Here is a 17,364-nt window from a genome sequence, read left to right on the forward strand (position 1 = left end):
GGCTGCAGTCCGAGGGGCGGACGCCGATAGACTGCGAATCCCGCTGTCGTCGGCCCCGGAGCAACCACGTGAGTCTTGTCGTCCAGAAATATGGGGGGTCCTCCCTCGCCGACGCCGAGAGCATCAAGCGGGTGGCGCGCCGCATCGTCGAGACCCGCAAGGCCGGCAACCGCGTGTGCGTCGTCGTGTCCGCCATGGGCGACACGACCGACGAGCTGCTCGACCTGGCCGAGCAGGTCAGCCCGCTGCCGCCCGCCCGCGAGCTCGACATGCTGCTCACGGCCGGTGAGCGCATGTCGATGGCGCTGGTGAGCATGGCGATCGCCAACCTCGGTGACCGGGCCCGCTCATTCACCGGGTCGCAGGCCGGCGTGATCACCGACTCCACGCACGGCAAGGCGCGGATCATCGACGTGACGCCGGGGCGGATCCAGGACGCACTGGACGGTGGCGACATCACGATCGTCGCCGGCTTCCAGGGCGTCAGCCAGGACAGCAAGGACATCACCACGCTGGGCCGCGGCGGTTCCGACACCACCGCGGTGGCGCTCGCAGCCGCGCTCAAGGCCGACGTGTGCGAGATCTACACCGACGTCGACGGCGTGTTCACCGCCGACCCGCGGATCGTCCCGGCCGCCCGCAAGGTCGACCGGATCTCGAGCGAGGAGATGCTCGAGATGGCCGCCAGCGGTGCGAAGGTGCTGATGCTGCGGTGCGTGGAGTACGCCCGCCGCTTCGACGTGCCGATCCACGTGCGTTCCTCGTTCTCCTACCAGGAGGGCACGTGGGTGCTGCCCCAGGACGCGTACGAAGCGGCCACCCGAGACGGAGCTGAAGGAGCCGAAGTGGAAGAACCGTTGATCGTCGGGGTCGCCCACGACCGCAGCCAGGCGAAGGTGACCGTGGTCGGCGTGCCCGACCTGCCCGGGGCGGCAGCTGCGATCTTCCAGATCGTCTCCGAGGCGGAGGTCAACGTCGACATGATCGTGCAGAACGTCTCCGCGGTGGAGACGGGTCTGACCGACATCTCCTTCACCCTGCCGCAGGTGGACGGCCAGAAGGCGGTCCAGGCCCTGAAGCGCGTGCAGGAGCGGCTCGGCTTCTCGCACCTGTTGTATGACGACCAGATCGGCAAGCTGTCGCTGATCGGTGCGGGCATGAAGAGCCACCCGGGCGTGAGCGCCACGCTCTTCCAGTCGCTGGCCGACGCCGGCGTCAACATCGAGATGATCTCGACGTCCGAGATCCGCATCTCGGTGGTGACCCGCGACGACCAGCTCGATGACGCAGTACGAGCCGTGCACACGGCGTTCGGCCTCGACTCCAGCGAGGGTGAGGCCGTGGTCTACGGAGGGACCGGACGATGAGTCGACAGGACGCAGCAGAGATCCACAAGCCGACCCTGGCGGTGGTGGGGGCGACGGGTGCCGTGGGCACCGTCATGCTCCAGATCCTCAGCCAGCGCGAGGACGTCTGGGGGGAGATCCGCCTGGTCGCGTCGGCCCGTTCCGCCGGCAAGGTGCTGCAGGTGCGCGGCGAGGACGTCGTGGTGCAGGAGCTCGCACCGGAGGTGTTCGACGGCGTCGACGTCGCGATGTTCGACGTCCCGGACGAGGTGTCCAAGGAGTGGGGCCCGATCGCCGCCGAGCGGGGGGTGGTCGTCGTCGACAACTCCGGCGCCTTCCGGATGGATCCCGACGTGCCGCTCGTGGTGCCGGAGGTCAACCCCGCTCAGGTGCGCAACCGGCCCAAGGGCATCATCAGCAACCCCAACTGCACGACGCTGACGATGATGGACGCGCTCGGCGCGCTGCACGCCGGCTGGGAGCTCACCGAGCTCGTCGTCGCCTCCTACCAGGCCGTCTCCGGCTCGGGGAAGCCCGGCGTGGACCGGCTCTACGACGAGATCGAGGTCCTCGCGGGCAACCGCGAGGTCGGACAGCACACCGGTGACGTGCGAGCGCTGATCAACGACAAGCTGGGGGAGGACTCGCCCTTCCCGGCGCCGATCGCCTTCAACGTGGTGCCGTGGGCCGGGTCGCTGAAGGACGAGGGGTGGAGTTCCGAGGAGCTCAAGGTCCGCAACGAGTCCCGCAAGATCCTCGGCATCCCCGACCTGAAGGTGTCAGCGACCTGCGTGCGCGTGCCGGTGGTGACCACCCACTCCCTGGCGGTCCACGCCACCTTCGAGAAGCCGGTCACGGTCGAGGAGGCCCGCCGCGCGATGGTCGAGGCGCCCAGCGTGGTCGTGCTCGACGACCCGGAGTCCGGCGAGTGGCCGACGCCGGCGGACGTCGTGGGCTCTGACCCGACCTTCGTCGGTCGGGTGCGCCAGGCACTGGACTTCCCGAATACGCTCGAGCTGTTCATCTGCGGCGACAACCTGCGCAAGGGTGCCGCCCTGAACACGGCCCAGATCGCCGAGCTGGTCGCCAAGGAGCTCACCGAGGGCTGACCCGCCTCCCCGATCTCGGGGCTTGCCCCCGCATCTCGGGACTTACCAGCGGATCTCGGGACTTCGCGCCTCGCGAAGTCCCGAGATCCGCTGCATTCTCCCGAGATTGGCGGGAGAGTCCCGAGATTCGTGGGAGAGTCCCGAGATTGGCGGGAGAGTCCCTAGATCGGCGTCAGCGGGGGAGGCGGACCGTCGCGACCAGCCCGGCCGTCCCGGCCGCGCCACCGCCTGCACCCTCCCCTGAGCTCACCACCGAGCCCTCGGCCGGCTCGCCGTCCAGCGACACGTCACCACCGGAGCGGCGCGCCAGCTCGCGGGCGATCGCCAGTCCCAACCCGGTCCCTCCGGCGTCGCGGGAGCGGGCGTCGTCCAACCGCGCAAAGCGCTCGAACACCCGCTCCCGCTCCTCCGGCGGTATGCCGGGACCGTCGTCGCTGACGGTGACCTCGCCCAGGTGCCCCGCCACCGAGATCGCCACGGCCACACCGCTGTTCGCGTGCCGGACGGCGTTGTCGAGAAGGTTGGTCACGATCCGGCGCACCTCCTCGGGGTCCGCCCGGACATAGGTCGGGGCACCCGGGGTGAGGGACACGGGGACGCGTGCTCCGGCATACCGGCTGAGGAGGTCGGTGACGAGCGCCCGCAGGTCGAACGACTCGGGAGCGGCGTGGGGACGTTCGACCGCGTCGAGGCGCGCGAGCACGAGCAGGTCGTCCACGAGGGCGGTCAGCCGGGCGACGTCCTGGAGCAGCTCCGCGGGCAGCTCGCCGCCCTCGCCGAGGTGCTGGGCGACCTCGAGCTGGGTGCGCATGCTGGCGAGCGGGCTGCGCAGCTCGTGGGCGGCGTCCGCGACGAACTGCTGCTGGCGGGCGCGGGTGGTGGCCAGCCGGTCGAGCATGTCGTTCAGCGTGACGGCGAGGTCGTGGATCTCGTCGGCGCTGTGCGGCACGGGGAGGCGCTCGTCGCGGTTCTGCCCGCTGATCCGCTCGGCACCGGAGCGCAAGGACTCCACCGGGTGCAGGGTGCGCCCGATGAGCCACCACGCGATGAGGGCGAGGACCACCAGCAGCACCGGATAGGTCACCAGCAGCGAGTTGCGCAGCACGTGCTGGGCGTTCTGGACGTCACCCACCGGCACCGCGACCAGCACCGTTCGCGAGCCGAGCGGCTCCCCGACGACCCGGAGCGGCCCACTGAGCCCGGTGCGGCTGCCGGGCACGGTCTCCGTGTGCCCGGCACGGGCGGCCTTGCGCTCGGCGGGGCGCAGCACCGGGATGAGCCGGTCGGCGTTGGCCGACGCGGTGACCACGCGCCCCCGGCTGTCGACGACCTGCACGATCTGGGCGCCCGAGACCGGCAGCGGGTCGACCGGGCCGTTCTCCCGGATGAGCTGCACGACGTCGGTCGCCGTGGTGCGGGCGTTGTCGTCGAGGGTGTGGTGCACCGCCAGGGTGAGGGCGCCGTAGAGGGCGACCGCCCCGACCGCGAGGGCCACCGCGACGCCGGTGAGGCCGAGCAGCAGCAACCGGATCCGCAGGCTCACCGCCGGTCCACTCCCTCGTGCCGACCCATGCCGCCTCGTCAGGACCCGAGCCGGTAGCCGACGCCGCGCACGGTCCGGATCACCTCGCGACCGAGCTTGCGGCGCAGGTAGCCGACATAGACCTCCACCGCGTTGGGGTCGGTTTCCTCGGCCGCGTCCCACACGTGGTCGAGCAGCTCGGTCTTGCTGACGACGCGGGTGGGGTTGCGCACGAGGTACTCCAGCACGGTGAACTCCCGCGGCGTCAGCGGCACCGGCTCGCCCCCGCGGGTGACCTCCCGGTTGGCCGGGTCGAGGCGGAGGTCGCCGACCTCGAGGACGGCCGGCCGCTCGGGCGCCCCGCGGCGTAGCAGCGCCCGCAGCCGCGCCAGCAGCACGACGTAGGAGAACGGCTTGGTCAGGTAGTCGTCGGCACCGTAGTCGAGGGCGTCGGCCTCGTCGTGCTCGCCGTCCTTGGCCGTCAGCATGAGCACCGGCACCCAGTTGCCCTCCTCGCGGAGGGTCCGCACGATCGTGTAGCCGGAGACGAACGGCAACATGATGTCCAGGACCACCGCGTCGTAGTCGCCGTGGCGGGCATACTCCAGCCCGGCGCGGCCGTCGGTCACGACGTCGACGGCGAATCCCTCCGCCGCCAGACCACGCTTGAGGGCAGCGCCGAGCCGGGCCTCGTCCTCCACCACGAGCAGCCGCACGGGGCCAGCCTGACACGTCCGGCGCCGGGACCGGGGGAGCCCTCAGCGTCCTCTCAGTCACCCGGGGGCACGCTGTCCCCATGCCAGTCTTCAGTGAGCACCCCTCCCTCCGGTGGGCCGTTCCCGCCACGGCCGCCGTCGTGGTCGTCGGTGGCGGGTCCGCGGTCGGCGCGATGACGGCCTCGGCCGACACCGGGCTGCCGCACCGCAGCGCCGCCCAGCTGCTCGTCGACGTGCAGAAGGCGCACGTCACCGGGCTGTCCGGAACCGTGGTGCAGAAGGCCGACCTCGGCCTGCCCGACCTGTCGGCGCTGGCCGGTGGCGCGGGCGGCCCGGGCGGGTCCGGTGGGGGCGGCAGCTCCGATTTGACCTCGCTCATCTCGGGGACGCACACGATGCGGGTCTGGTTCGCCGGCCCGACCAAGGCACGGATGGCGCTGCTCGGCACCTTGGGGGAGTCGGACGTCATCCGCAACGGGCGCAACGTGTGGGTCTGGTCCAGCAAGGACCGCACCGCGGCGCACTACGTGCTGCCGGCCAAGGGCGCCGAGGGCAAGCAGCAGGCGAACCCGACACCGAGCGAGCTGCCGACCTCGCCGCAGCAGGCCGCCCGCCAGGCGCTCAAGGGGCTCAACCCCTCCACCGCGGTGACGACCAGCGGGACGGCGACGGTTGCCGGGCGCGCGGCATACGAGCTCGTGCTCAAGCCGAAGAGCAACCAGTCCCTCGTCTCGCAGGTGCGCATCGCCATCGACGGCAAGACCCACGTGCCGCTGCGGGTGCAGGTCTATGCGACCAAGGGCAGCACGCCCGCCTTCGAGGTGGGCTTCAGCTCGGTCAGCTTCAGCAAGCCGGACGCGGCGCAGTTCGCGTTCAACCCGCCACCGGGCACGAAGGTCACCACCAAGGACCTCGGCGGACCGGGCCAGCACCTGGGCTGGCAGCACGCCCCCGGCACGGAGCACGGCGCGCAGCAGGGGGCGCCGGGGATGTCGGCGATGCGTCACGGGATGCAGGGCATGGGCGCGCACGGCCTCAAGGTCGTCGGGAAGGCCTGGGACAGCGTGCTGGTCGGCCACCTGCCGAAGGGCTCGCAGGCGAAGATGGGCCAGCAGGGCGGCCAGCTCGGTGAGGTCCTGCGACACCTGCCGAAGGTCTCCGGCAGCTGGGGCTCCGGCCGGATCCTCACCAGCCGGCTGTTCACCGTGGTCCTGACCAACGACGGCCGGGTGGCGGTCGGAGCCGTGACGCCGCAGGCGATCTACAGCGCGCTCGCGAAGTGAACGACTCCCTCGCGGTCGCCACCGGGGGCCTGACGAAGCGCTTCCGGCACCAGGTGGCGGTGGACGCGATCGACCTCGCCGTGCCGCGCGGCGCGGTCTACGGGTTCCTCGGGCCGAACGGCTCGGGCAAGACGACCACGATCCGGATGCTGCTCGGGCTGGTCCAGCCCACGTCGGGGTCGCGGGAGCTGCTCGGCCGGGAGATCCCCCGGTATGCCGGGCACGTCCTGCCGCGGGTGGGTGCCCTCGTCGAGGGGCCCGCCTTCCATCCGTACCTGTCCGGGTGGGACAACCTGGAGCGGCTGGACGCCGCGGACCGGTATGCCGATCCGCGCACCTCGCGTGCCCGGATCGGCGCGGCGCTGGAGCGGGTCGGGCTGGCGGCCGCGGCACGCAAGCACTACCGCGCCTACTCCCTCGGCATGCGCCAGCGGCTCGCGATCGCGGCCGCGCTACTCATGCCGCGGGAGCTGCTCGTGCTGGACGAGCCGACGAATGGCCTCGACCCACAGGGGACTCGAGAGGTTCGTCACCTCATCGGCGACCTGGCCGGGGACGGCACGACGGTGCTGGTCTCCAGCCACCTGCTGTCCGAGGTGGAGCAGGTCTGCAGCCACGTCGGGGTCATGCACATCGGCAAGCTGGTCGCGCAGGGACCGGTGGCCGAGGTGCGCGGCGGCGCCGAGGCGCGGGTGCGGGTCAGCACCGACCGGCCGCGGGAGGCCGCGGCGGTCCTGAGCGGGCTGGGCATCACCGACGTGACGGTCGCCCGCGGCGATGTCCTCGGTGCGCTCGGGACAGTTGAGGTGGAGAAGGTGGTCCCGGCGCTGGTCGCCGACGGGGTCCCCGTGCTCGGGTTCGTCGTCGAACGGCCCAGCCTGGAGGACCTGTTCGTCGGCCTGACAGGGGAGGGTTTCGATGTCAGTGGCTGAGCGCTCCGCGGTGGAGCGGCCCTCGGCGGCGGTGCCGGTCCGGCGTGCGCACCCGGGAGCCGGTCTGCGGCTGCTGCGCTCCGAGCTCGGGCTGATCTTCGGGCGGCGCCGCAACCTCGCCGGCCTCGCGGTCCTCGCCGCGGTGCCGATCCTCATCGCGGTGGCGGTGAAGACGACGCTGTCCCAGCCGCAGAGCGGGGCGCCCGACTTCTTCGGGTCGATCACCTCCAACGGCCTGTTCGTGGCGCTCGCCGCGCTGACGATCGAGCTGCCCCTCTTCCTGCCCCTCGCCGTCTCGGTGATCGCCGGCGACTCCGTGGCTGGCGAGGCCAACATGGGCACGCTGCGCTACCTGCTGACCATCCCGGTCCACCGCACCCGGCTGCTGGCCCACAAGATGGCGGCGATCGCGATCTTCGCCTTCGTCGCGACGCTGCTGGTCGCGGTGGTCGGCGGGATCATCGGCGTCGCCCTCTTCGGTGGCGGCCAGCTGACGCTGCTGTCCGGCACGCAGATCGGCATGGGGCAGGCGATGTGGCGGGTGTTCCTCGCCGTGGTCTACCTCGCGTGGTGCCTGACCTCGCTCGGGGCGATCGGGCTGTTCATCTCCACGCTCACCGAGCAGCCGATCGGTGCCGCGATCGCGATCATCATCCTCAACGTGCTGAGCTTCATCATCGACTCGATCCCACAGGTCGCGTGGATGCACCCGTACCTGCCGACCCACTGGTGGACCACCTTCGGGGACCTGCTGCGGGCGCCCATCTCGTGGGGTGGGCCGCTGCACGGAGCCGGCGTCGCGGCGGCATACCTGCTGGTGTTCTGGCTGGCCGCCTGGGCGAGGTTCTCCGGGAAGGACATCACCTCCTGAACTCGTTAGCATCGAGAGTGCCGACGACCTGACGGTGGACGTCTCGACAGCGAGGTGGTGGCCGTGAGCAACAGCGACAGGACCGCTCGGGACCTGACCGCGGGGGCATCCGTCGAGGAGGACCTCGAGGAGATGATCCGGGCCGACCAGGCGCCCGAGGAGTGGGGCGAGGGCGACGACCACGACGTCCAGCTGCGCGCGCTGGACGACGACACGTCCCGCACCGACTCGCTGGGGCCGCTGGAGGACCTCGACAGCGAGGAGGTCGGTGACGACCTCGACGACGAGGACTGGCGCGAGGGGGACTCGGGGGAGGACGAGCGCGCCTGACCGTCGGGCGCCGGGTGGCCGGTGCACGGCGTTCGGTGGTCGCGTCTGGTGGTCGCGAACGGTGGTGGTCGGAGGCCGACCGGATCGTGCTAGGCTGCTCTGTAGTTGCAGTTGCAGTTTCTCGCAGGTCGAAAGAGCGCCCGCCCTCAGTGCGGGCTTTTTTCTTGGGTACGGGCATGTCCCGTCGTTGTGGGGAGTCGAGCCGCAGCTTTATCGGGGCGCACGACCTGTGCCCCCGGACCGGCTACACAGATTGAGAGTTATCCCCATGGCGCAAGGCACCGTGAAGTGGTTCAACGCGGAGAAGGGCTTCGGCTTCATCGAGCAGGACGGTGGCGGAGCTGACGTCTTCGTCCACTACTCCGCCATCAACAGCACCGGCTACCGCTCCCTCGACGAGGCGCAGCGCGTCGAGTTCGACGTCACGCAGGGCCAGAAGGGCCCGCAGGCCGAGAACGTGCGCCCTCTCTGAGCGCAAACCTCCCGGGCTCACCGAGCCCACTCACGACGCCCCCGGCTCCTCGAGCCGGGGGCGTTCGTGGTCTCCGGCCGGTCGTCCCCCGCGGTGCTCCCCATGCGCAATTCGCCCCTCCAGTGTGCAAGTAGAGTTGCGTGCACCAGCCTGGAGGAGGAGGCGTCCGTGACGACAGGTCCCCAGTCGTATGACGAGCTGCGCGCAGCCATCCAGGCCCGTCTGGACCGGTTGGCGCCGGGCCAGCAGCGGATCGCGCAACTGCTGCTGACCGATCCGGACGGTACCGCACTGCGCACCATCAGCGACACCGCGAAGCGTGCCGGGGTGCACCAGTCCTCCGTCGTGCGGTTCGCCTCGTTGTTCGGGCTGAGTGGCTATCCGGCGCTCGTGGGGCTGTGCCGGGAGCACCTGACCGGTCAGGCACAACTGGTGTCCCGCTTCGGTCGCGCGGAGGAGCAGTCGCGGCAGGAGGACCTGCTCGCCGCGACGCTGGAGCACGAACGGCAGAACCTGACCAGGACGATCACCCGTATCCCTCCTGAGCAGTGGGAGCAGGCCGTCGAGCTGCTCGCGACCGCGGAGAGCGTCCACGTCATGGGCCTGCGCAAGTGCCTGTCCGTCGCTGAGCTCATGGCCTACCTGCTGCGGATGGTTCGCCCTGGGGTTCACCTCGTGTCGCCGGTGGCCGGCGCCCTGGTCGACGAACTGCGTGACCTGCGCGCGGGCGAGGTGTTCGCAGCGGTGTCCATCCACCGCTACACCGCGGACACTGTGCGCGCTTTCGAGGAGGCCCGGCGACGGGGACTGCACACCATCGCCTTCACCGACAACGAGGCGTCTCCCCTGGCCCGGCTGGCCGATGTCACCTTCACCGCGGACTGCGAGGGAGTCACGATCCTGCGCTCGGTCACTGCGTTCATCACCCTCGTGCAGGCGCTCGCCACGGGGGTGGCCCTGCGGAACGGCACCCGCAGCCGGGACGAGTTGCTGCACGACGAACGGCTGCTCGAGGCCTTCGGGGTCTACGCGCTCTGAGCAGCGCCGTGGCGTGGCTCGGCCGACAGGAGGTCCTTCGTCGGGAGGGTCACCGGTTCCCGGCCCCGCGGCTTGAGGGTGACCCGCGCCGCGTCCACGTCCACAACCGCGGAGCACAGGGTCATCAGCGGGTCCTCGCCGCGAGCCGAGCGGAAGACACCCTGCGGCATCTCCTGTCCGGCCAGGACGTCGAGGAACCAGCCGGTGTCGGGGCCGGCGACTGGGGGGACCAGCTGGTCCAGAACGCAGCCGCGGGCCTCGCTCTCCTCCCGCTGACCGAGACTGCGGACCCCGCGCTCCGTGCTGCTGGTGCCGGTGGAGCCATCGTCCGGGAGCACGCTGGCCCGGTCCTCGGCACCCAGCTCCAACTGCCGCAGGTGGTTGGTGTGCCAGATGAGCCGGCGGTGCTCGCCGTCCGCCTCGGTGACCGCAACCCTGCCGGCGGCAGCCTCCACCGCGGCCACGCGCCCGCTGTGCAGGTCCGCGATCGTGTAGGCGAAGCCGCCTGCGCTCGGGCAGCTCCGCAGGAACTCGATCGCTCCGTCGAGGCCGCGCTGGTGCTGCAGGGCACGGGCGACGAAGTGGCGTCCGGCCCCGGGTCCCGGGCGGGCGACCTGGATGTGGTTGATCCCCCACGCCAGGCCGCCCTCGGTGAGGGTGAAGGCATTGCTCGGCAGGAATCCGGGGTACCACTGCGCCGTCACGGCCGGCTCGTCGTCCACGGCCAGCGTCAGCAGCAGGAAGCGCCCGTCGAGGGCCGGGGCCCCGTCCTCGTTGTGCGCGATGAACCCGCGCTCGCCGCGCCACCCAAGGTCCGAGCACCCCACGCCGTCGTCCCCGCCGAGGTCGCCACGCAGGTTCGCGAGCAGCAGCGCCTCCGGATCGAATCCCGCTCCGTCGGCGAGGTCGAGGGCCTCCTGCCACTCGCGGGGGCAGAGCCGCCGAGTCGTGTGGACGACACGGTCCACGACGCCGCGCCCGTGGCCGCTGCGCGCGAAGTCGCCGAGCGCAGTGGCCTCCGGGAGCCCGTGCAGCACGTCGTGGATCTCCTCGGCCGCCACCTCTCCCAGGGCCCGGAACAGCTCCCGCCGTGGCCCGGCGAGGCGGAGCCAGCGTAGGCCGCCCAGCTCGTGGTCGTTGACCGTGACTCCCATGCCTCCGCCGTTCCGTCGTCAGATGTGTAGGCCCTTGCATCTTGACGACAGGGCAGTTGCGTCGTCAAGATGCAACGCAACTGGCGTTGCGTGCAGCGCCGGGCTCAAGACTCCAGGAGGAAGCATGGCGCACAACGATCACGCGGGAGCAAACCGCCTCTCCAGCGGGCTCGGCAACCGTCAGATGACCATGATCGCCATCGGCGGGGTCATCGGCGCCGGTCTGTTCGTCGGCAGCGGCAAGGCGATCGGGCAAGCCGGGCCCGGCGTCCTGATCTCCTACATCGGCGTGGGGCTCATCGTGGTCCTCGTCATGCGCATGCTGGGCGAGATGGCCGTCGCGCAGCCGGAGACCGGTTCCTTCTCCAGCTATGCGAGCCGGGAGCTGGGCCCGTGGGCCGGGCTGTCGGTCGGGTGGCTGTATGCCTACCAGTGGTGCATCACCGTGGGGTTCGAGGCCATCGCCGGCGCCGCCATCGCCCACCAGGTGCTCCCCGCGGTCCCGTCCTGGCTTGCCGCGTTGGTCTTCATGGCGGTGCTCATGGGGGTGAACCTCATCCGGGTCAGCTCCTACGGCGAGTTCGAGTTCTGGTTCGCCCTCATCAAGGTGGTGGCGATCGTCGCCTTCATCGCGCTCGGGATCGCGGCCGTGCTCGGACTGGTCCCCGGGTTCTCCTCGCCCGGGCTGTCCAACCTGACTCAGCACGGTGGCTTCCTCCCGCAGGGCGGCATGGCCGTGCTCCTGGCCACGCTGGTCGTCTTCTTCTCCTTCTTCGGCACCGAGGTGGTCACCATCGCCGCCGGCGAGGCGCTGGATCCCGTGCAGTCGGTACGCCGGGGGATGAACAGCGTCGTCTGGCGAATCCTGGTGTTCTACATCGGCTCCATGCTCGTGGTCCTGACACTGCTGCCCTGGAACGACACCGAGATCACGCAGAGCCCCTACGTCGCGGTCCTCGACCGGCTGGGGATCCCCGGCGCGGCCGGCGTCATGGACGTGGTGGTGCTGACCGCCGTGCTGTCGTGCCTGAATTCAGGCATCTACGCCTCGTCCCGCATGGTCTACTCCTTGGCCAGCCGCGGCGAGGGCCCGCGTGTGTTGTCCCGGACGAACGCCCACGGCGTGCCGGTGTGGGCGGTGCTGCTCGCCTCCAGCATCGGGCTCCTGACGGTGGTCGCGAACTACTTCATCCCCACCGAGGCGGTCTTCACCTTCCTGCTCGAGTCCTCCGGTGCCGTGGCCGTCGTCGTCTACCTGTGCATCGTGGTCACCCAGCTGCGCGGCCGTCGTCGGCTCGAGCGAGAGCGTCCGGAGGCCCTGACGTTCAAGATGTGGGCCTTCCCGTACCTCACCGGAGTGGTCGGTGTGGTCCTGCTCGCCATCATCGTCGGCATGGGCATCAACGCCGACAGCCGACGTTCGCTGGTGCTCACGCTGCTCGTGACCGCCGTCGCCGTCGGCGCGGGCCTGGTCCGTCAGCGCCGGTTGGGCGCTGCCTCTGCGGCACCGGTGCGTGCGGCGGCGCCGAAGCCCACCTCCCTCTCGCCGCAGGTTCAGGAGAAGTAAGTGATCAAGCACTCCGCGACTCTCGCGATCAACGAGAAGATCGCTGCCCGTCGGCAGCAGGGGGAGCAGGTCGTCCACCTCGGCTTCGGGGAGGCGGGGCTGCCGGTGCTGCCGTCGGTGACCGAGGCCCTACGGCGCAGCGCCGCCGAGAACGCGTACGGGCCGGTCGTCGGCACGTTGCCGGCCCGCGAGGCCGCGGCCGGCTACTTCACCCGCCGCGGCCTGCCCACCGACGCCGGGCAGGTCATGTTCGCACCCGGCAGCAAGGCCCTGCTCTACGGCGTGCTCGCCTCGGTGCCCGGAGACCTGGTGCTGCCCGCGCCGTCGTGGGTGACGTATGCCGCGCAGGCCGCCCTGACGGGCAAGCGGGTCGTCAGCGTCCCCATCCCCGCGCACGCTGGTGGGGTGCCGGACCCGGAGCGACTCGAGCCAGCCCTGGAGCAGGCCAGGCGGGAAGGGGCCGACCCACGCATCCTCGTGCTGACCCTGCCGGACAACCCGACCGGCACCTCCGCCGGCGCCGACCTGGTCAAGCAGGTCTGCGAGATCGCCGACCGGCACGACCTGGTGGTGCTCTCCGACGAGATCTACCGCGACCTGGTCCACGACGGCGCCGACCACCTGAGCCCAGCCTCCCTGCTGCCCGAGCGGACCGTGGTCACCAGCGGACTCAGCAAGAGCATGGCCCTGGGCGGCTGGCGCATCGGGTTCACCCGGCTGCCCGACGGAGAGCTCGGTGAGCGCTTGGCCGAGAACCTGATCGGGGTGGCCAGCGAGATCTGGTCGAGCCTGGCGATGCCGATGCAGGACGCCGCCGCCTACGTCCTGCAGGAGCCGCCGGAGGTGGTGTCCCACGTCGCCGCCAGCCGCCGGCTGCACGCCACCGTCTCCCGCGCCGTGTTCGCGGCGTTCCGGGAGGCCGGGGCCGCCTGCCGTGAGCCCGATGCCGCGTTCTACCTCTACCCCGACCTGACGCACCTGCGCCCGGTCCTGGAACCACGCGGTATCGCCACCGGGCAGGACTTCGCCGACCTGCTCCTCGACCGCCACGGCGTCGCGGTGCTCGCCGGGGGGCACTTCGGCGACGAGCTCACGGCATACCGCTTCCGCGTGGCGACCTCGTTGCTGTACGGGCAGACCGAGCAGGAGCGCTGGGAGGCGCTCCGCAGCGAGGACCCGGTCAGCCTGCCGTGGATTGCCGCGGCGCTGGCGCAGCTTCGCTCGGCGTTGGCCGCTCTGGGGTGATCCCGAGGGGGCAGGGCTCGGGCTCGGTGCCGCTCGGCGGGTGGCGCCGGCCGCCTCGTTGCGCGGCACCTCCTGCCACCACGACCAGCAGGATGCCGAGCAGCTGCACGGGTGAGGGCATCTGGTGCAGCACCAGCAGCCCGAGGAGGAGGCCGAAGGCCGGCTCGAGCGCCATCAACGTGCCGAATGCGGTGGGCGTCAGGTGCCGCAGGGCGAGCAGCTCGAAGGTGAACGGCAGGACCGGCAACAGGAGGGCCAGTCCCGCCGCGGCGGCAACGATGCCGACGGTGAGGTGCCCCGCCGCTTGCGGTATGCCGAAGACCGCGGCTGTCGCGGCGCTGATCGGGACCGTGAGGGTGAGGCCACCGATCCCGCTGAAACGGTCACCGATCCGGCGGGTGAGCAGGATGTAGGTGGCCCACCCGAGCGCCGCCAGCGCGGCGAAGCCCAGGCCGGCCGGCCGCGGGTGCCCGTGCCACGGCTGGGTGAGCAGGACGACGCCGGTCAGCGCCAGTGCGGGCCAGGTGAGCGCTCGCGCGCTGTGGCTGCGGACGGCTGCCACGGTCAGCGGTCCGAGGAACTCGATGGCGACGGCCGTTCCGAGGGGGATGCGGTCGATCGCGGCGAGGAAGGCGATGGTCTGCAGGCCCGTGGTGACGCCCAGACCGAACAACGTCGGGAGGTCGTGCCGCCGCACGGTGCGCAACGGGGGGCGCGCCACCGCCAGGAAGATGAGCGCGCCCATGCTGAGCCGGAGCCAGGCAGTGCCTGCCTCGCCCACGCTCGGGATCAGGTGCACCGACAGGGCCGAGCCGAGCTGCACCGAGAACATGGCCCCGACGGCCATTCCCCACGGCGGCATCCCGGGGAAGTGGCGCTCGTGCGGGCGCACGTCAGCCACCCGATTCGGTGGCCGCATCGGCGGTGATCAGTCGCTGCGCGGTGTGGACGTCGGGGCCGAGCCGCGTCAAATGGGTGGCCAGGTCCTCGGCGGCGGAACGGAGGGCCTCGTCGGTCAGCGGCCCGAGTGCGTCGAGGATGAACAGGGCCGTGGTGGTGTCGTCGCGAAGCTGGGTGCGTCGCGCCTGGCGCCAGTTCCAGCGCCGGCAGGTGACGCCCGCGTCGTCGCACCACACCACCTCGCCGGGGTCGGGGTGCTCGATCACCGTGCCGCCGTCGGCGACCGTGTCGAACGGCTCCGTGCCCGTGGCGCGCACGAGGCGCGGCGGACCGGCATACCGGGTCAGGTCCTCACCACCCAACGGGAGCTGGTGGCGCACCGAGACGGCGTTGTAGAGGTCGGTGAGTCGGTTCACGCGGGGCAGGCCGGACGCGGCGCGGCGCAGCAGCGACTCGAGGCTGTTGCGGGTGCGTTGCGGCTTGGCGCCGAACGCGCGGTAGGCCTCGCGCCAGGCCGCGACGTGCGGGAGCTCCGGCACCGAGCGGTCCGCCAGGGCTTCGCGAGCCGCCTCCTCGGCGGTCCGGAGCAGGGCGTCGCTCGCCGCGTCGCTCGGGCCGGCGACGATCCCGTCGACCGCGAGGAGCAGGGCGCGGTAGTCGGGGCGCAGCGCGAACACCGCGGCGTCGACGTGGCCGCCGGCGAGGACCTCCTGCAGGGGGTGCTCAGCCATGACGGGCCTCCGATCCGTGTCCTGATCCGACTCCCGGCTCGAACACGGCCAGGGTGAAGGTGGCCGGTGTGGTGCCGGGGTTGGCGTAGGAGTGCGGCACCTCGCCCGGGAAGGCCGCCGCGTCGCCCGCCTCGAGCGTGACGTGCTGGTCCGCGACCTCGAGAGCGAGGGAGCCCTGGTGGACCTGGAGCAGCTCCTTGGTGCCGGCCGTGTGCGCCTCGCTCGTGTGTTCGTCGCCGGGGCCGAGGGTCCAGTCCCAGAGCTCGACGACATCCGGTGGTTCGGTGCCGGCGACCAGGACACCGCGCCCGCCGGCCTCGCTGCGCCACAGGGCGGCACCCTCGCCGTGACGGGTGATCTGCACCGGCTTGCGGGTGGGGGACTCCACCAGCGCGGGCAGCCCGATGCCGAGGGCGTCGCTGACCCGCAGCAGTGTTCCCACGCTGGGGTTCGCCGCGCCCTGCTCGACGTTGACCAGCATCCGGCGGCTCACGCCCGCGGCGTCGGCGAGCTGGTCCAGGGTCCAGCGGCGGGCCTGTCGTTCCTGCTTCACGCGGGCGCCGATGGCCACCGCGAGGGCTGCCGTGGTCTCGTCCATCAGTGCAGCATAGTGCACTCTGAGTGCAGGATCACCCTCGCCGTGCCGCGCCCTGAAGGATGCGGGAGAACTCCCAGGGCTGCTGCGCGATGCCACTGCAGGTGCTCGCGCTGCGGGACCGCCCACAGGCGCGATCCCGGTTCACCGACCAGAACGCCAACCGCGCCAGGTGGTGCTGCTCGGCGTAGTCGCGAACCAGCCGGAAGTCTCGCGGTGTGACCAGCTCGCCCGTGTCCGTCCTCCCGTTCATCAGGACGATGCCCAGCATGTGGTCGAGCGCCCGGCCGGACCTGCCCGGGTAGACGGAGGCGAGCTGGGCGCGGGCGTGTTCGGCAGCCCGGATGGCCAGCTGGCCCATGTCGGCGCTCTTGGCATGGGCAGCACCCAGGTTGAACGGCATGATCGCCCAGACGTCAACCGGGGAGCCCAGCTCGTGTGCGCGCTGGACCATGCGGGTGCCGCGCCGGGTGAGGCCGCCGGAGTCCGCCGGCAGGGTGACGCTGATCGTGAGGTTGGCGTTGTCGCGGCCCAGGATGGCCAGCGCGTGCAGGATCCGGTCCTGAACCCGGGCGTCTTCCAGCTCGGCGTTCTCGACGTCGATGTCGACCGCGGTGAGGCGGTAGGTGTCGACCACCTTCTGGTAGGCGGCGGCCAGGGAACGGGGGTCAGGGCAGTGCACTCCGAGCTTGCGGCCGTCGGCGCCGCCGATCGAGACGACGACGCGGCCACCGGCCCGGCGCACCCGAGCTGCCACGTGCGCCGCCTGGCCCCCGAGACCGGTCTGTCGGTCCCAGACCGGTGTGCAGCCGCCGTCGGAGAGGACGAAGGCGAGGCTGAACCAGCGCAGCCCGGTCCGCGCCATGACCGCCACCGGGTTCGGCGTGTCCTTCCCGTCGAGGTAGAGGTACGGCGCGACCACGACTGGTGACGTCGTGATGCCGTGGGACTGCTTTGAAGCGGACGCACTGGACTGCTGCGGTCCGGACCCGCCGGAGGGGGAACCGGCCGTGCAGCCTGCCAGCACCAACGAGAGTGCGAGGAGGATCGGGCCGAAAACCCTCGGGACTCTGCATTGGCCTGCGACCTGGGATCTCTTCGCCACGAGGGCCTCTCCCTCTAGAGCCGTCGCGTGCGGGGCGTGCCGGCAGGCCCGGGCACACGGAGCCGAGGCGGAAGACGCCCTGTGACCCGCAGTTGCGTGGTCGGGGTGACAGGATTTGAACCTGCGACCTCTTCGTCCCGAACCAAGGGCAAGCGTAGCAACCGGCGGCGCTGAGCACGGTCGGAGGGCACCGCGCTGGCTCTCACGGCTACTTCCGGTAGCGGTACTGCTGTACTTTTCTGCTGTACTCCTGAGGCGAGCTGCGAGGCGACCATACGGAGGTCCATCGCCAACCGATAGCCAGCGGCCTGCGGACGTTCGGGGCCGGGTCAAGGGTCGCAGATCGCGCAGCGACGCCCGGAGGGCGCCCTTGACGCGGCCCAGGTTGTCCGCATCCTCCACGATCGGGTGGCGATGGACGTACAGGAACATGCACAGTAGTCCACTG

General features: G+C 71.4%; 17 protein-coding genes. 10 read left to right on the forward strand and 7 right to left on the reverse strand.

Translation table 11 applies throughout. The features are described from left to right. The first annotated feature begins 68 nt into the window (after positions 1–68). Positions 69–1,367: an aspartate kinase gene (locus VFL99_RS00525; protein WP_325104358.1), complete on the forward strand. Its 1,299-nt coding sequence runs from the start codon at positions 69–71 to the stop codon at positions 1,365–1,367. After that, complete coding sequence (locus VFL99_RS00530) at positions 1,364–2,455, forward strand: aspartate-semialdehyde dehydrogenase (protein ID WP_325104359.1); 1,092 nt, start codon at positions 1,364–1,366, stop codon at positions 2,453–2,455. Before VFL99_RS00525 ends, VFL99_RS00530 begins: the two co-directional genes overlap by 4 nt. Positions 2,456–2,627: 172 nt before the next feature. Here VFL99_RS00530 and VFL99_RS00535 read toward each other — a convergent pair whose 3' ends face one another. Both VFL99_RS00535 and VFL99_RS00540 read right to left on the reverse strand, forming a co-directional pair. After that, the gene (locus tag VFL99_RS00535; RefSeq protein WP_325104360.1) at positions 2,628–3,998 is read right to left on the reverse strand and encodes a sensor histidine kinase; all 1,371 of its coding nucleotides are present in this window, start codon (positions 3,996–3,998) and stop codon (positions 2,628–2,630) included. A 38-nt stretch (positions 3,999–4,036) separates the two neighbouring features. Then, positions 4,037–4,693 carry a response regulator transcription factor gene (locus VFL99_RS00540; protein ID WP_325104361.1) on the reverse strand — a complete coding sequence of 219 codons (657 nt, stop codon included), beginning with the start codon at positions 4,691–4,693 and terminating at the stop codon, positions 4,037–4,039. An 80-nt stretch (positions 4,694–4,773) separates the two neighbouring features. Between VFL99_RS00540 and VFL99_RS00545 the strand changes: the two genes are divergently transcribed. The 6 genes from VFL99_RS00545 to VFL99_RS00570 all read left to right on the forward strand — a co-directional run bounded on the left by VFL99_RS00545 (position 4,774) and on the right by VFL99_RS00570 (position 9,619). Further along, on the forward strand, positions 4,774–5,976 hold the full coding sequence (locus VFL99_RS00545) for a LolA family protein (protein WP_325104362.1): 1,203 nt from the start codon (positions 4,774–4,776) through the stop codon (positions 5,974–5,976). Beyond that, the gene (locus VFL99_RS00550) at positions 5,973–6,908 is read left to right on the forward strand and encodes an ABC transporter ATP-binding protein (RefSeq protein WP_325104363.1); all 936 of its coding nucleotides are present in this window, start codon (positions 5,973–5,975) and stop codon (positions 6,906–6,908) included. Before VFL99_RS00545 ends, VFL99_RS00550 begins: the two co-directional genes overlap by 4 nt. Continuing rightward, entirely contained in the window at positions 6,895–7,779 is an 885-nt protein-coding gene (locus tag VFL99_RS00555) for an ABC transporter permease (protein WP_325104364.1), read from the forward strand. Before VFL99_RS00550 ends, VFL99_RS00555 begins: the two co-directional genes overlap by 14 nt. Positions 7,780–7,842: 63 nt before the next feature. Continuing rightward, positions 7,843–8,109: a hypothetical protein gene (locus VFL99_RS00560; protein WP_325104365.1), complete on the forward strand. Its 267-nt coding sequence runs from the start codon at positions 7,843–7,845 to the stop codon at positions 8,107–8,109. 268 nt (positions 8,110–8,377) lie between these two features. After that, positions 8,378–8,581, forward strand: coding sequence for a cold-shock protein (locus VFL99_RS00565; protein WP_325104366.1), 204 nt, complete (start codon positions 8,378–8,380; stop codon positions 8,579–8,581). Between the two features lie 168 nt (positions 8,582–8,749). Next, the gene (locus VFL99_RS00570; protein ID WP_325104367.1) at positions 8,750–9,619 is read left to right on the forward strand and encodes a MurR/RpiR family transcriptional regulator; all 870 of its coding nucleotides are present in this window, start codon (positions 8,750–8,752) and stop codon (positions 9,617–9,619) included. On the opposite strand, the gene VFL99_RS00575 is transcribed toward VFL99_RS00570, so the two are convergent. After that, positions 9,607–10,773 (reverse strand): C45 family peptidase, encoded by a 1,167-nt coding sequence (locus tag VFL99_RS00575; protein WP_325104368.1) that lies wholly within the window; start codon positions 10,771–10,773, stop codon positions 9,607–9,609. The two genes, VFL99_RS00570 and VFL99_RS00575, sit on opposite strands and share 13 nt — an antisense overlap. 124 nt (positions 10,774–10,897) lie before the next feature. On the opposite strand from VFL99_RS00575, the gene VFL99_RS00580 reads away from it, so the two are divergent. Together VFL99_RS00580 and VFL99_RS00585 are read left to right on the forward strand one after the other, a co-directional pair. Further along, positions 10,898–12,340: an amino acid permease gene (locus tag VFL99_RS00580; protein WP_325104369.1), complete on the forward strand. Its 1,443-nt coding sequence runs from the start codon at positions 10,898–10,900 to the stop codon at positions 12,338–12,340. Further along, positions 12,341–13,585, forward strand: a complete 1,245-nt coding sequence (locus tag VFL99_RS00585; RefSeq protein ID WP_325104370.1) for a pyridoxal phosphate-dependent aminotransferase — start codon at positions 12,341–12,343, stop codon at positions 13,583–13,585. Here VFL99_RS00585 and VFL99_RS00590 read toward each other — a convergent pair. From VFL99_RS00590 to VFL99_RS00605, 4 genes are read right to left on the reverse strand one after another with little or no spacing between them, the layout of a single operon-like run. Then, positions 13,521–14,477 carry an EamA family transporter gene (locus tag VFL99_RS00590; protein WP_325104371.1) on the reverse strand — a complete coding sequence of 319 codons (957 nt, stop codon included), beginning with the start codon at positions 14,475–14,477 and terminating at the stop codon, positions 13,521–13,523. The two genes, VFL99_RS00585 and VFL99_RS00590, sit on opposite strands and share 65 nt — an antisense overlap. Before the next feature lies 1 nt (position 14,478). Next, positions 14,479–15,216, reverse strand: a complete 738-nt coding sequence (locus VFL99_RS00595; protein ID WP_325104372.1) for a B3/B4 domain-containing protein — start codon at positions 15,214–15,216, stop codon at positions 14,479–14,481. Beyond that, on the reverse strand, positions 15,209–15,814 hold the full coding sequence (locus VFL99_RS00600; RefSeq protein ID WP_325104373.1) for a helix-turn-helix domain-containing protein: 606 nt from the start codon (positions 15,812–15,814) through the stop codon (positions 15,209–15,211). The genes VFL99_RS00595 and VFL99_RS00600 overlap by 8 nt, the downstream gene beginning before the upstream one ends. 31 nt (positions 15,815–15,845) lie before the next feature. Further along, the gene (locus VFL99_RS00605) at positions 15,846–16,733 is read right to left on the reverse strand and encodes a chitinase (RefSeq protein ID WP_325104374.1); all 888 of its coding nucleotides are present in this window, start codon (positions 16,731–16,733) and stop codon (positions 15,846–15,848) included. Positions 16,734–17,364 lie beyond the last annotated feature (631 nt).

Source organism: Segeticoccus sp., assembly GCF_035708005.1.